The following is a 14569-nucleotide window of genomic DNA, read 5'->3' as shown; positions in this document are numbered from 1 at the left end:
TTCCTCATGAGTTTTCAGTAAACAAAATTTCATCCAATTTAAAAACAATACGTTAAATAATTAGTATCTATACGGCTACGTATTTATACGTAATGCTTTGGTTGTAGGTAAACGTATATTTTCTTATGGCATGCGTGCATGCGCCTATTTTTTTTGCTTAAAAGTTAACGCAAGGTTATCGGGTAACAAAGTGCTTCAGTGTACTAAAAACAATAACCAAGGACGTGACAATGAGCCTCATTAACCAATCTGTAAAACGTGTAATCAAAACGACAATGGTCGTTGTGACAGCATGTATGGCGGTGTTATCCACCAGCACACTCGCTGACGAAAAAATCTACCGTCTAAAACTTGCTGAAACGTGGGGGCCAAATTTCCCAATTTTCGGTGATGCGACAAAAAACATGGCTACGATGGCAGAAAAAATGTCAAACGGTCGCTTACAAATTCGTATCGACTCTGCCAATAAACATAAAGCGCCGCTAGGCGTATTTGATATGGTGAAATCGGGTCAGTACGACATGGGGCATTCAGGCTCTTACTACTGGAAAGGCAAAGTACCTAACACTCTTTACTTTACTTCTATGCCTTTTGGCATGGTCCCTGCTGAACAGTATGCATGGTTCTACCATGGTGGTGGCATGGAGCTCATGGAGCAAGTCTATTCACCACATAACCTGCTTTCATTCCCTGGTGGTAATACCGATGTGCAAATGGGAGGGTGGTTTCAAAAAGAGATCAATAGCGTGGAAGACCTACAAGGTTTGAAAATGCGTATCCCTGGTTTTGCTGGAGAAATAATGGCTGAGCTAGGTGCGAAACCAACCAATATTGCACCGGGTGAATTGTATACATCATTAGAACGTCGAACGATTGATGCTTTGGAATGGGTTGGTCCATCATTAGACTTACGCATGGGTTTCCACAAAATTGCACCTTATTACTATACCGGTTGGCATGAGCCAGGATCAGAATTGCAGTTTCTTGTGAACAAGAAAGTGTGGGAAAAACTCCCCGACGACCTGCGCGAGATTTTGCGTGTTGCTATGCGCACCGCAGCGTACGACATGTATGTGCAAGCTGTTCATGAAAATGGTAAGAACTGGGTTTCTATTAAGAGCGAATACCCAGATGTTCAGGTCAAAAATTTCCCACCAGCAGTATTGAAAGCGATGAAAGAAGCAAACGATCGTTTACTTGCTAAACATGCTGCTGAAGATGAGCTCGCTAAGAAAATCCAACAATCTCAAGCTTCGTATTTAAAACAATCACGAGCGTGGACGGATATTTCACTCAATGCTTATTTGAATGACCAAGCTCAACAATAAAAATTTAGCCGCTAGGTTTTAGTAACTTGGCGGCTGAGAAGCCTAAGAAAACCTAAAATAAATAAGCTCCGCTAGCCTGATGGTTAAGCGGAGCACATCAAATCCACGGAGTCAGGAATGAGAAGTCTGATTTATATCGAAAGACTGTTTAATCGAGTGGGTGATTTCCTCGGTTGGTTGTCGAGTGTGTTGTTCCTACTGTTGTTGACCAATATTGTATATGACGTTGTGATGCGTTATGCGTTTAACGATGTGTCAATTGCCTTCCAAGAAATGGAATGGCATCTATTTTCCGCTGTATTCTTACTTGGCGTACCTTATGCGCTCAAAGCGGGTGGCCATGTTCGGGTTGATATTTTTTACGAGCGACTTTCTCATAAAGCTCAGGCTGTTATCGATTTATTAGGAACCTTGTTATTTCTTTTCCCATTCTGTTTATTGGTGGCTTGGTTTGGTATCGATTTTGCCAAAGAGAGCTATCAACTTGGGGAAACATCTGGTGACCCAGGTGGCTTGCCGTATCGCTGGGTGATCAAAGCAATGATACCACTCTCATTTTTTTTCATGGCAGTCAGCGGCGTTGGCTTAATGCTGCATTCTCTCAATAAAATCTTTAATCCACGTTTGATGCATCTCAGCGCAAACGATTCTAAATAAAAGGAATAGTATATGATTGGAATCGTAATGTTTTTTGTGGCGCTCTTTGCACTATTGCTCGGCTTTCCTGTTGCTTTTACTTTTGGAGGAATCGCTCTTATTTTTGGAGTGTGGGCCGAAGGGATAGAGATGTTTGCGTTTATGCCATATCGCATTCAATCAATCATGGAAAACACGGTATTAATGGCGGTACCTCTGTTTGTTTTTATGGGGTTAGTATTACAAAAGACCAAATTAGCTGAACAATTACTCGAGTCAATGGGGCGACTATTTGGCGGGGTTCGTGGAGGGCTTGCTATTTCAACCGTTTTGGTTGGAGCGCTATTGGCGGCTTCCACCGGGGTAGTTGGAGCTTCAGTGGTGGCAATGGGCTTAATCTCGTTGCCTGTGATGCTCAAATACAATTACGACAAAGGTTTGGCTTGTGGCACGATCTGCGCGTCTGGCACACTTGGTCAAATTATTCCACCTTCGATAGTTTTGATCTTACTAGGTGATGTGCTTGGTGTTCCTGTTGGGGATTTATTTCAAGCGGCATTGTGGCCGGGTTTTGTATTAGTAGCGGCGTACGTTATCTATATTTTGATTTACGCAAAACTGCACCCAGAAGCTGCTCAGGCAATGGAGCGAGATGATAGTATCAGCCGCCGGCAGGAAGTATTGAAAGCACTAAAATCCGTTGTTCCACCTTTGGCTTTGATTGTCGTGGTGTTAGGTTCTATTTTCGCGGGCGTTGCAACGCCAACAGAATCTGCAGCACTTGGTGGCGCAGGCTCGATTGTGTTAGCACTACTGTATGGTCAATTTAGCTGGAGTATGGTGTACCAAGCAGCAAGAGAAACGGTAAAAGTTACAGCGATGGTTTTTGCTATTTTGCTTGGTGCGACGGCATTTTCGATGGCGTTTACCTATACCGGTGGTGATTTGCTGGTTGAAGAGTGGATGTTGGCGCTTCCTGGTGAGAAATGGGGTTTTCTGATTGCGACTATGGTTGTGGTGCTGATACTTGGTTTCTTTATCGATTTCGTCGAAATTTGTTTTATTATCGTGCCAATCCTTGCCCCCGTTGCTGAGTTAATGGGTATTGATATGACGTGGTTTGCTATTTTAATTGCGATGAATTTGCAGACCTCTTTTTTAACTCCACCCTTTGGTTTCAGCTTGTTTTATCTTAAAGGTGTAGCACCTAAAGGGGTGACGACAGCAGATATTTATCGTGGGGTTACGCCTTTCATTTGTATTCAAATTTTTGTATTGATTACACTTTTAGTTTTCCCTAGTTTCTATGGAATGTGATCAGATTCGAGGTTGTGAAGACTAAGTTTCGTAGTTGTAGCACAAATTGTTAAAGTACTAACAGCTTACTGGATGTTCAGTAAGCTGTTTTTGTATGAGGAAAGGGAATGCCTCTCAAGGTCAAACTGATATTGCTGACTCTGCTGCCATTGCTCATTGTGACAGCCAGTACTGGTTGGATCTCTATCCATCAAGCGAAAAATTTGGGTCAAAGTGAAGTCGATATATTCCGCGCGAGTCTCATTCAAGCCCGAGAAACCGCATTGCAAGATAGTGTTGATTTAGCAATGGATGCCATTCGACACGTTTATACGGATGATTCCCTAGCAATAGAAGATGCTCAGCAGCAAGTTAAAGCAATTCTCACCCAGCTTAGGTATGGAGCTGATGGCTATTTTTTTGCTTATGACAGTGAGGGAACGAACCTCGTCCACCCGATCCTTCCTGAATTGGTTGGGCAAAATTTGCTGCATATCCAAGACGAAGAAGGTGATTTTCTGATTGAGGCTTTGCTTTTTCAAGCCGAGTCTGGTGGCGGATTTCATCAGTATTTTTGGCAGAAACCATCAACAGGTGAAACGGTACCCAAACTCAGTTATGCCGCGTGGCTTGATAAGTGGGGATGGATGATTGGTACAGGGCTGTATATCGAAGATATTAGCTCAGAAGTTGCATCAATGCAGACAGCGATTAACAATAACATCGAAACGACTTTCTTTTCCGTCGTAGTCATTTTGGCTGTGACTGTCGCCGTTATCATAGTGTTAACGTTGGCGATTAACTTACATGAACATCGTCTGGCTGACAGGAATCTTAAAGAGTTAGCGCATAAAACCGTTATGTTTCAAGAGGATGAGAAGAAGCACTTAGCTCGGGAGTTACATGATGGTATTAACCAATTGCTGGTTTCGAGCAAGTGCCATTTAGAGCTGCTCGCGCATAAGTTGAATGATGATCTGCTGGCTACACATATCGACAAATCTCAGCAGTCGCTGATGATGGCAATTCATGAGGTTAGGCGAATCTCTCACAACCTACGTCCGAGTGCGCTAGATGATATTGGTTTACAAGCAGCACTGACCACGCTATTAGACGATTATAAATCTCATTCAACCATCAAAATTGACACATTATTTGACACTCAGCCAGGGAAATTGAAATCTGAAGTGGCGACAACTCTGTATAGGGTTGTACAAGAGTCTTTGAACAACATTGAAAAGCATGCTCATGCTCAGCAAGTGACGGTGATTCTTCAGCAGATGGGTAATTTTTTGCAATTACTAATACGAGACGACGGCGTAGGTTTTAATCTCAATGATACTCAGGTTAGACGCGGCATAGGCTTACGCAATATGCGAGAACGAGTAGAGTTTATTGGCGGTGAGTTTGAACTAAGTAGTGAGACTGGTTTTGGTACGGAGATTACCGTGTTATTACAATTGGATGGATTAGTGTATGGAAAAACCGATTAGAGTGGTGATTGTTGATGACCACCAAGTCGTTCTAGAAGGTTTCATGGCGCGTTTAGAGTTAGAGCCGGATATCGAGGTCATTGCAACAGCCAGTAATGGCATTGAAGCTATTGAGGTGGTGAAAGCCACTATGCCTGATGTAATACTCATGGACGTCAGTATGCCTATCATGAACGGTATTGAGGCGACTCATCTTATTAAAGAAGAGGTCCCAACCGCCAAGGTACTTATGCTAACGATGCATGACAACCGTGAATACATCATGAAAGTAATGCAAGCTGGTGCGGTTGGGTACATGCTTAAAGAAATATCGGCTCAGAAAATGGTGCAAGCAATTAAAACGGTTAATCAAGGCTCGACCTATTTTTGCGAATCGGTTACTCAAACACTATTTACTCAACCAGTGATACCCGCTGAACAAAAACCAAATCCGCTAAGTCGTAGAGAAGAGGCTGTATTAAAATTGGTTGCACAAGGTTGTAGTAGCAAGAGAGTAGCGTCGCTCTTGAATATCAGCTACCGGACCGTTGAAACTCACCGACAGAATATCAAACATAAATTGGACATTCACTCAACCGCTGAGCTAGCAAAATACGCAGTGCAAAAAGGAATATTAGAATAACCGCCCAACAGGTGGCGCTGCGCGGTTGCTACTCTTCTTTGGTGATACTACCTATTTCAAGCATTGGCGCAACGTCGATGTTTTCAGCATTCATCATCGAAGATAAACGTTGCACAGATGAAAGCAGCAGGCTCTGTTCCCATTCTGCAAGTTGTCTAAATTGATCAACAAAGCTTTCTTGTAATGGCTGTGGTGCTTTTGCTAGCAATGCTTTTCCGGCTTCAGTGAGATGAGCATGCACTTTACGTTTATCAGTATTGCTGCGAATTCTTTGCACGTAACCGTTACGCTCAAGTCTATCCAAGATGGTGGTCGCTGTTGCTTGGCTCATGTTGGTGTGATTAGACAAGGTTCTAATGGTCACTTCACCGAGCTCTTCAATTGAGCGCATTAAAATGAGCTGAGGGCCTGTCAGTCCAGCATCTTTACTTAGTTTTTTCGAATGCAGATCGATTGCACGGATGATCTGTCGGATTGAGACTAAAACTTCTTCGTGTTTTTCCAAAATCACTACCCAAAAATGAATGTTATTAATAAGTCGCGACGATACCGCAGTTCCCCATGCTTTAAAAGTACTGTGAGCAAGGTTTATTACGCAAAATATAATCTAAAAATCAATTGTGACGTAAAATTATTAGTGCTCAAAGTATTTTTGTGGTGCGCAAGTTAGATGTTAGTGCAATTTTTGTCCGTTCAATCTGGTTTTTTGGTTGATTTTGTTTAAATAATGGCCATTGTGTGGATTTTGTCGATGAGGGTGGTAGGATGGGCAATAAAATTAAAAATGAAATTGCTATGTGCACGAAGTTATTTCTAATTTTTAAAATGGAAATTGTTTCGTTCTCATGGTTATTGAGTTCCACTGAAAATCATTTTTTAGAGAGGGAAAATGACAAAAGGTATTGATAAATACAGTATCGATAGTACTGACTATACGGTCGGACAAGATAATGTTCAAAAATGGGGTTTCGATGTACATAACCCTGTTTTTGGTTGGAGTGCAGGCTTAATTGCACTGTTTTTAATTGCAACACTGTTGGTTGAGCCGGAAACGGCTAAGGCTGCGCTTGATGGTGTTAAGTGGCAAATTATCGGCACATTCGATTGGTTGTTTATCTGGTCGGGCAACATTTTTGTCGTGTTTTGCTTAGCTTTGATCGTCTCACCATTTGGTAAAATCCGTTTGGGCGGTCAAGATGCTGCGGCTGATTATTCATTTATTTCATGGCTTTCAATGCTGTTTGCTGCGGGAATGGGTATTGGCCTTATGTTTTGGAGTGTTGCAGAACCGGCGGCTTATTTTACCGGGTGGTACGAAACGCCATTGGGTGTTGAGGCAAATACACCAGAAGCAGCAAAGTTGGCCTTGGGTGCTACCATGTATCACTGGGGGCTTCATCCATGGGCCATTTATGGCGTGGTGGCGTTATCATTAGCTTTCTTTGCCTACAATAAAGGTTTGCCTCTATCTATTCGTTCTATTTTCTATCCTTTACTTGGTGATCGCGCTTGGGGTTGGGCTGGGCACGTAATAGATATTCTTGCGGTACTTGCAACCTTGTTTGGTCTAGCGACATCGCTTGGTCTTGGTGCGCAACAAGCGGCTAGTGGTATTCACCATGTGTTTGGTATTGATGCAGGCATGGGGCTACAAATTACCGTTATCACCGTTGTTACCTTGTTAGCTGTTGTGTCTGTTGTGCGGGGTATTGATGGTGGTGTGAAAGTCATCAGTAACATCAATATGATCATCGCGTTTTTGCTACTGCTATTGGTGGCGCTGATTGGCTACGCAGTCACCTTTGCTTCAATTCCGACAACACTCATGGCGTATATTGAAAATATAATCCCATTAAGTAACCCTCATGGGCGTACTGATGAAGCGTGGTTCCAAGGTTGGACTGTCTTTTACTGGGCTTGGTGGATTTCATGGTCACCATTTGTCGGAATGTTTATTGCGCGTGTTTCAAAAGGTCGTACTATCCGTGAATTCATGACAGCGGTATTGTTGGTACCAACAGCGGTAACGTTAATTTGGATGTCAGTATTTGGTGGTCTGGCAATTGATCAAATTATTAATAATGTTGGTGAATTGGGTGCAAACGGTTTAACTGAAGTACCGCTAGCAATGTTCCAAATGTTTGATGCACTACCGTATGGCAATGCATTATCGATCATTGCTGTTGTATTAGTCTTGGTGTTCTTTATTACCTCATCCGACTCTGGTTCTTTGGTTATCGATAGTATTACTGCTGGCGGTAAGATAGACGCACCAGTATTACAGCGCATTTTCTGGGCTCTGATGGAAGGTGCGATTGCGGTCGCGCTACTTTGGATTGGTGGTTCGAATGCCATTCAAGCCCTGCAAGCTGCGGCCATATCGACGGCATTACCATTCACCATTGTGCTGCTGTTAATGTGTGTTAGTTTGATTTTAGGTATGCGGACTGAAAAAATTAAATAGCATAATAAATGACAAAAAGGGCGACGTTATGTCGCCCTTTTTGTTGCTGAAAAATTGACGCTTGTCACTGTATTGTCTTTTTGAAAATATTAATAAAAGCAATTGGTTATCTTGATATAAAAAACTATATTTAGTTCGTGCATGTACTGAGAAAAGTGGTTAATATTTGGCACCTTTTCTGTTCCCAAAATTTTGAAAATTCATGAAATTGACCCTTAAGCAAAAGCTGATAGGTGCCAGTCTTTCTGCCGTCGTCGTTATGGCGAGCGCATTGACTTGGCTATCTGCAGACCAACTATTTGAACAAACTCGAAATGGCGTATATTCACGTGCAGCAAGTCTTTCAGCCGCGGCGGCGGAAGGTATTTCTGACTGGATCGTCGTTCGTAAGGATATCTCATCAGCCTTTAACGATTACACCTCGCAAGACGATGTGGTACCGTTTTTACAACAAGCGCGTAAAGCGGGTGGTTTTGATGACATCTTCTTTGGCACCCCAAAAGGTGACATGTACCGCTCTCATCCTGAGCGCAATCGTGCTGACTATGATCCTCGCCAGCGACCTTGGTATAAAGATGCCTCTTCGGCTGGCAAACAGATTATTACCACTGCATACCAAGACGCTATCACCAATGCGTTATTGGTGACTATTGCTGAACCTGTACGTATAAATGGTCAGTTCGCCGGTGTTGTTGGCGCTGATGTCCTGATTGACCAACTGATTAATGATGTGATCAGTTTGGATGCTGGCAAAAATGCTTATGCGATGTTAATTGATGCTCAGAACGGGACATTCCTCGCTCATCCCGATAAAAACTACTTGCTGAAGCCTGTCTCATCACTTTCCAAAACATTGCAGATGAGCATGATTGAGCAAGCCATGTCATCCGCAACAATTGAAGAGATCACAATTAAAGGCCAGAACAAGCTGTTTTATTTTACGAAAGTCCCACAAACAGATTGGATTTTTGCCATTGAAATGGATCGTGCAACTGAAGAAGCCGCTCATACCTCTTTGCTTCAAGGTCTGATTATTACCGCGTTCATGATTACCATTGTTGTCATTGTTCTTGTGTCATGGTTAGTGAGTTTCTTATTCCGAGACCTAGGCCGTGTATCAAAAGCATTGGAAGAAATAGCTTCTGGTGAAGGTGATTTGACTCAGCGTCTTGAACCTCGAAGTGATGATGAAGTAGGGCAATTGGCCCATAACTTCAATACCTTTGTTGGTAATATGCATACTATGGTGTCAACGCTAAGTCTAGTTTCTGCTGCATTGTCAGAACAGTCAAAGCAGACCGCTTCACAAGCAGAAGAGCGCAGTTCACGCATTCGTATGCAACAAGACGAAATTAATATGGTGGCGACTGCTATCAATGAAATGGCCGCAGCTACTCAAGAAATTGCCGGTAATGCTGACCATACTGCACAGAATGCGGGAGAAGCCGTAACCGCCTGTGTGCACGGTTCTGACCAAGTGTCTCAAACACAAGGTTCAATTCAGAACTTAGCGCAAGAGGTACAAGTGGCCACCGATGTGATTCAAGAACTTGAAGCACATGGTAAGCACATTAATACCATCTTGGCGACGATTCAGAATATTGCAGAGCAAACTAACCTACTCGCATTGAATGCAGCGATTGAAGCGGCTCGTGCAGGTGAACAGGGACGTGGCTTTGCAGTCGTTGCCGACGAAGTGCGCGTACTTAGTCAACGTACTCATGCATCGACAAAAGAAATCCAGCAAATGATTGAAACCCTACAATCAACCACGGGTAAAGCTGTTGGTATTATGGATGACAGCCGTATGCTTGCAGGTACCAGTGTCGATGATGCCAATGCGGCTTCGGCAAGCTTAACGCAGATTCATGAGTCAGTTGAACATATTAGTGATATGGCGACACAGATTGCCTCGGCAGCAGAAGAGCAAGCGTCTGTAACTTCTGAGATCACACGTAACACCGAAGGGATTCGTGATGTCTCTAATGACTTAGCTCTAGAAGCGCACAGCGCGGCAGAGCAAGCGGCTCAGCTGTCAGAATTATCTCATGAATTAGAAAATGAGATTCGCCGCTTTAAGTTATAGCATTCAAATGGGTGGACATTATAACCTATTGATTAAAATATAAAAAAAGGAACTTTAGGGTTCCTTTTTTTAGTTTATTATTGACTGTGATTGTTATTATAACCAAAATTCTTTTATGCTTTGCTTAGCATTAAAATGGTGCGCGATTTGGGCCTGAAATAATTCAGCGGTTGCAATCGCATCTGTTAGGGCATGATGCGGGGTATAAGCTGGTAAACCATATCTGATCCGTGATTGGCCTAAACGGACTGATTGTGGTGATTTACCTTTCAATTTATTCATCAGCCCTCCGTATAACCGCTTCTGAATATCTGTTTCAAGTTGCAATGTGTCAATCACAGGGAACTCAATCCCTTCCTGAATTCGTATCTTTAACGCCTGATCGAGAAAACGACGTTCAATGTGACGGTAGTGAACCACCACAATACGCCCAGCTAGCGCATTAAGAACGGGTTCAATGACCTCTGAAAGATCCGGAGCATCTAAAATATCATTATGAGTGATTCCATGAATAACAACGGAATTCTCTTTTAATATTTGGCGAGGTCTAACAATCCAATGCTGGGCACGATTAATGAATATTCGATTCAGTGTAAAAGGCACGACTCCAATAGTGATAATGTCATCAGTGCTTGCATTTAACCCTGTGGTTTCAAAATCAAGGGCAACAAACTCGATTTCATCTAAAGGGGTATCACCAATGACTAACGCCTTCGAGTAAAATGCTTTCAGTAGAGGGTGCTTCGCCAAATCATGCTTATTGGCATATTTATTGGTCCAGTCAATACTTGGTTTCTGAAACAGTTGTTTAATCATTGCGGTCACTTAAATTTATTACTGGCTTGATAACGGTACTTCAGAAAATTCTGTGCATTACTGAGTATTTGGAAAGCATCTTTTAAGTTACGTCTTTCAAAATCAGACAAATTCTCAGGTTCAATATTGTTATCGGGTTCAATAGCTTGTTCTACATCAACGGCTTGGTGACGGATTCGAACCATAGAGACAAACTCCATCGCATCTTTTAAATCTTGAGCTCGGCCTTTTGGTAAAATGCCAGCATCGATAATGTCATCTAAACGCTCAAAAGAGTTGGTAGAACGAGAGCCTACGGCTAAAGCATGAACTCGGATAAGGTCAGCCAGCGGGGCTGTACCACGGCGCTTTAAGTTAATGGTGTTGTTGTGACGCCCATCTTTTTCCATGACAAAGTCTTTAAAAAATCCTAATGGGGGTGTTCGATTAAGCGCATTACGAGCTAAACAGGCAAGAAAACGGTTATTTTTTCTTGCTCGACGGACAATAAACCCATTGAGTTGTTCTGCCCACTTGGTTCGACCATATACACCACATAAATCAAAGAAAATTGACGCATTAAGTAAGGCTTTGGGGTTGGGGTCATCGATCCAATCGGCAAAGCACTCTTCCCATTGTGCACGGGTCATGCGCCACATTGGATTACTGGCCATAATGTCACCAGTGCAATAACTGTAACCACATTGGTCTAAGCTATCGCAGACAAACTTAGCCAGTGCTTCGAAGTATGCGCCATGTTTTTTCTCATCATAACTATCATCTAAGATCATTGCATTATCTTGATCGGTGACGATTAATTGTTCATCGCGTCCCATTGAACCTAAAGCGAGGAAGCAATAAGGAATAGGGGGCGATCCTATGTTCTCTTCGGCTAATTCGATAATACGCTGCTTAAAGCTACGTCCTATGACCGACATGGCTGTTCCTACCATGTGAGAATTCGCATCCTCATTTACTAATCGAACAAAACTGTCTTTGACTTGATTGGACAGCGCTGCTAGCTCTTCTACATTTTGTTGTTGGAATATTCGGCTGACGAGCAGCAGTGAGTTTTGTGATTCGTAGCGGACGATATCAGTCGCTTCAATAATTCCTATCGGTTTTTTTTCTTTTAAAATGGGTAAATGATGTACGTTATAGCGAAGCATGGTTAGCATGGCCTCGTAAACGTAGGCATTGTGATCCAGCGAAACGACTTCCACCGTCATTACGTCTGTGACCTGTTTACTTGGATCAACGCCAACCGCCAATACGCGTGTACATAAATCACGGTCAGTCAAAATACCGACCACAGGGCTCGCATCTTCTTCGTTGTCTTCAAAAATATCTGGGTCGATAACCAATAAAGAGGAGATATTTTCCTCAGCCATCTTGATCGCCGCGTTCTGTATCGTCTCCGTTTTATAAACGAATGGTGCTTCACGAGTCAGTAGGGTTTTCACTTTCGATGTGGTGAGATCATTTTGATCTGATTTGCTTGATATAGCCTGACGTAGGCGAGCATTATCTTCTACTTCGACAAAGTCGGCGAAGCTATCATGGTTATCATATAAGTCTTGAAAGATATTCTCAGGAATGCAGTAGACCAATGTATCTTCAATGGCAGTAACGGGAAAGCGAACTCGGTTATTGGTTAATAGCCCCATCTGTCCAAATAACCCACCTTCAGTCAAGCGATTGTAAAGCTCACCTTTACGACGGTAAACTTCAACGACGCCACTACGAATTAAGTACAAATCTTGAATGTGATCGCCAAAATGAATAATGGGAGTGCCTTGACGAAAGTAGGATATTTCGACGTGTTGTGTCACATCGACTAGGGTCTCTTCAGGAAGTTCATTGAAGGGGGGATATTGAGCAAGGAAGTTTTTTATTTCTATTAATTCGGCTTCCATCGTGGCTTCCTTTTAGCTTAAGGATTCAAAACGTCATGTTACATGAATTCACAAGCAATTGCAGGGCGAGGGGAGGCTCGTTATTTAAAGATGAAAGTTTCATCAATGATGTAAAGAAAAATAGCCGACATTGAGCCGGCTATTTCCTATTTTTATGGGGGGTTATAAAACAGCAGCGATGCCTTTACATAATGGCCCCATGTTAGATTTCGTCATGCCAGCAACGCTGATTCGACCAGAGCCGACAATATAAATAGCAAACTCATCTTTCAGGCGAGTTACTTGATCTTTGCTTAGGCCAGAGAAAGAGAACATGCCATTTTGGCGTTCAATAAAACTAAAATCTGCCTCTACACCTTCAGCTTTCAACGTAGCAACAAATAGTTCACGCATTTCTTGAATACGGACACGCATTTCAGCGACTTCTTGTTCCCATTCTGTACGCAATTCCGCGTTATTTAGAATGTGCGTTACCACTGCAGCACCATGCGCAGGTGGGTTTGAGTAAATAGAGCGGATAATGGCTTTAACTTGAGAAAAGGCAGTGCTCACGGTTTCTGTCGATGCTGCGACGATAGTGAATGCGCCCACACGCTCATTGTATAAGCCAAAGTTTTTAGAGAATGAACTCGCAACCAAGATCTCTTTGTTGTATTTGGCAAAAGTACGTAGGCCTTGTGCATCTTCTTCTACGCCTTTAGCAAAGCCTTGGTAAGCGAAGTCAAACAGCGGCAGTAGTCCTTTCTCTGCAACCAGTTTAGCTAATGCTTCCCACTCTTCATCGGTTGGATCGATGCCTGTTGGGTTATGACAGCAGCCGTGTAGTAAGACGATATCTCCCGTTTGAGCTTGAGCAAGATCAGCCAGCATAGCAGCGAAATCTTTATCTTTTGCTTCAGCGTTGTAGTAAGAGTATTGCGCTGTTTCTAGACCCGCGGCATTAAACACCCCATGGTGGTTAGCCCATGTTGGATTACTGATCCAAATTTTCACATCACCCAGTTGACGTTTAATGAATTCGCCAGCCACACGCAATGCACCTGTACCACCTGGAGCTTGGGCTGTTTTTGCTAACTTTTGAGTGACAATGTCAGACTCAGCGCCAAAAAGCAGTTTTTGCACAGCAAGGCCGTATTCAGCCGTACCTTCAATTGTGAGGTAAGATTTTGTTTTCTCAGACTCAAGTAGTGCCGCTTCTGCTTTTTTTACTGTAGCAAGAATTGGGGTTTCACCAGCTTCATTTTTGTAGATCCCAACGCCAAGGTTAATTTTCTCTGCGCGAGGGTCTTTTTTGAACTCTTCAGTTAAGCCAAGAATAGGGTCAGCCGGGGCTGCGACAACTTTTTCAAACATAACGCTCATCCATGTAAAGTATAAGAAGGGGGTCTAAAAACGTAGAAATTAACGTATTTATACCTTTATGAAATATCTGTGACAACCGCGTAAAAGAGAAAAATTAAAAATAATTTGATTTGGCAATGAATCGTTAGAAAAAAGGCCATTTATTTAAAAGAAAACCCCAATCGGCTGGCGATTGAGGTCTAGAATTTTAGAAAATATTTGATCTGGCGCTGATGCTAGTCGTTATTTTTTCAGTTCTATTTCCGACTCTATGGCTTGTGTTTCAATGTCAGGGTGTTTTGCTAATTTGTCCGCAGCCCATTGATTGAAATGCTTTAAAATAGCAGAAACAGCGTGCGTCTGATTCACTTTTTCGCCTTCTTTCACTTCCAGCGCTTGTTTGGGATGAAGCCCGGTTGCATCCTCGGCAATATGCAGCCAATCAGGGTGCCAATAATAAGGCTGACCGGAGGGAGTTGTCCAACTATGTACACCGTTAGATTGACCTTTGTATTGCAAGTTTTCTGCTTCTATTTTTTTCATTATTTATCTCTCTAAGCGTTAATACTGACTTAATGAGGATTATAGCGTG

The 14569-nt window shown here is 42.7% G+C and carries 12 protein-coding genes; 7 read left to right on the top strand and 5 right to left on the bottom strand.

The window, feature by feature from the left end; translation table 11 throughout:
* Positions 1–230: 230 nt before the first annotated feature.
* The 5 genes from HGG78_RS10840 (at position 231) to HGG78_RS10825 (ending at position 5375) form a co-directional block, all read left to right on the top strand.
* Positions 231–1328 (top strand): TRAP transporter substrate-binding protein, encoded by a 1098-nt coding sequence (locus tag HGG78_RS10840; protein WP_172532891.1) that lies wholly within the window; start codon positions 231–233, stop codon positions 1326–1328.
* A gap of 117 nt (positions 1329–1445) precedes the next feature.
* The gene (locus HGG78_RS18865; protein WP_176244803.1) at positions 1446–1985 is read left to right on the top strand and encodes a TRAP transporter small permease subunit; all 540 of its coding nucleotides are present in this window, start codon (positions 1446–1448) and stop codon (positions 1983–1985) included.
* A gap of 12 nt (positions 1986–1997) precedes the next feature.
* Entirely contained in the window at positions 1998–3281 is a 1284-nt protein-coding gene (locus HGG78_RS10835) for a TRAP transporter large permease (protein ID WP_053312316.1), read from the top strand.
* A 107-nt stretch (positions 3282–3388) separates the two neighbouring features.
* Positions 3389–4753 carry a cache domain-containing protein gene (locus HGG78_RS10830; protein ID WP_053312315.1) on the top strand — a complete coding sequence of 455 codons (1365 nt, stop codon included), beginning with the start codon at positions 3389–3391 and terminating at the stop codon, positions 4751–4753.
* Positions 4737–5375 (top strand): response regulator transcription factor, encoded by a 639-nt coding sequence (locus HGG78_RS10825; RefSeq protein ID WP_172532890.1) that lies wholly within the window; start codon positions 4737–4739, stop codon positions 5373–5375. The genes HGG78_RS10830 and HGG78_RS10825 overlap by 17 nt, the downstream gene beginning before the upstream one ends.
* A 28-nt stretch (positions 5376–5403) precedes the next feature.
* On the opposite strand, the gene HGG78_RS10820 is transcribed toward HGG78_RS10825, so the two are convergent.
* The gene (locus HGG78_RS10820) at positions 5404–5880 is read right to left on the bottom strand and encodes a MarR family winged helix-turn-helix transcriptional regulator (protein WP_053312313.1); all 477 of its coding nucleotides are present in this window, start codon (positions 5878–5880) and stop codon (positions 5404–5406) included.
* Positions 5881–6264: 384 nt separating this feature from the next.
* Between HGG78_RS10820 and HGG78_RS10815 the strand changes: the two genes are divergently transcribed.
* Entirely contained in the window at positions 6265–7839 is a 1575-nt protein-coding gene (locus tag HGG78_RS10815) for a BCCT family transporter (protein WP_168522033.1), read from the top strand.
* A 202-nt stretch (positions 7840–8041) separates the two neighbouring features.
* Entirely contained in the window at positions 8042–9925 is a 1884-nt protein-coding gene (locus HGG78_RS10810; RefSeq protein ID WP_172532889.1) for a methyl-accepting chemotaxis protein, read from the top strand.
* A gap of 96 nt (positions 9926–10021) precedes the next feature.
* Here the strand turns inward: HGG78_RS10810 and HGG78_RS10805 are convergent, their stop codons facing one another.
* From HGG78_RS10805 to HGG78_RS10790, 4 genes are all read right to left on the bottom strand, one after another.
* Entirely contained in the window at positions 10022–10738 is a 717-nt protein-coding gene (locus HGG78_RS10805; protein ID WP_261915583.1) for a 3'-5' exonuclease, read from the bottom strand.
* A gap of 8 nt (positions 10739–10746) precedes the next feature.
* The gene (locus HGG78_RS10800; RefSeq protein ID WP_171980285.1) at positions 10747–12636 is read right to left on the bottom strand and encodes a putative nucleotidyltransferase substrate binding domain-containing protein; all 1890 of its coding nucleotides are present in this window, start codon (positions 12634–12636) and stop codon (positions 10747–10749) included.
* Between the two features lie 162 nt (positions 12637–12798).
* Entirely contained in the window at positions 12799–13989 is a 1191-nt protein-coding gene (locus HGG78_RS10795; RefSeq protein ID WP_420895679.1) for an amino acid aminotransferase, read from the bottom strand.
* 231 nt (positions 13990–14220) lie between these two features.
* Complete coding sequence (locus HGG78_RS10790; protein WP_168522043.1) at positions 14221–14520, bottom strand: hypothetical protein; 300 nt, start codon at positions 14518–14520, stop codon at positions 14221–14223.
* Positions 14521–14569: the final 49 nt, after the last annotated feature.

The organism is Vibrio aestuarianus (assembly GCF_012395185.1).
Taxonomy (GTDB): Bacteria; Pseudomonadota; Gammaproteobacteria; order Enterobacterales; family Vibrionaceae; genus Vibrio; species Vibrio aestuarianus.
This window is presented reverse-complemented; position numbering and strand designations above follow the sequence as displayed.

Coding starts and splice junctions, on each gene's coding strand:
- HGG78_RS18865 (WP_176244803.1), top strand. CDS start 1,446: ATGAGAAGTCTGATTTATATCGAAAGACTGTTTAATCGAGTGGGTGAT.
- HGG78_RS10795 (WP_420895679.1), bottom strand. CDS start 13,989: ATGTTTGAAAAAGTTGTCGCAGCCCCGGCTGACCCTATTCTTGGCTTA.
- HGG78_RS10825 (WP_172532890.1), top strand. CDS start 4,737: ATGGAAAAACCGATTAGAGTGGTGATTGTTGATGACCACCAAGTCGTT.
- HGG78_RS10810 (WP_172532889.1), top strand. CDS start 8,042: ATGAAATTGACCCTTAAGCAAAAGCTGATAGGTGCCAGTCTTTCTGCC.
- HGG78_RS10800 (WP_171980285.1), bottom strand. CDS start 12,636: ATGGAAGCCGAATTAATAGAAATAAAAAACTTCCTTGCTCAATATCCC.
- HGG78_RS10840 (WP_172532891.1), top strand. CDS start 231: ATGAGCCTCATTAACCAATCTGTAAAACGTGTAATCAAAACGACAATG.
- HGG78_RS10790 (WP_168522043.1), bottom strand. CDS start 14,520: ATGAAAAAAATAGAAGCAGAAAACTTGCAATACAAAGGTCAATCTAAC.
- HGG78_RS10835 (WP_053312316.1), top strand. CDS start 1,998: ATGATTGGAATCGTAATGTTTTTTGTGGCGCTCTTTGCACTATTGCTC.
- HGG78_RS10830 (WP_053312315.1), top strand. CDS start 3,389: ATGCCTCTCAAGGTCAAACTGATATTGCTGACTCTGCTGCCATTGCTC.
- HGG78_RS10815 (WP_168522033.1), top strand. CDS start 6,265: ATGACAAAAGGTATTGATAAATACAGTATCGATAGTACTGACTATACG.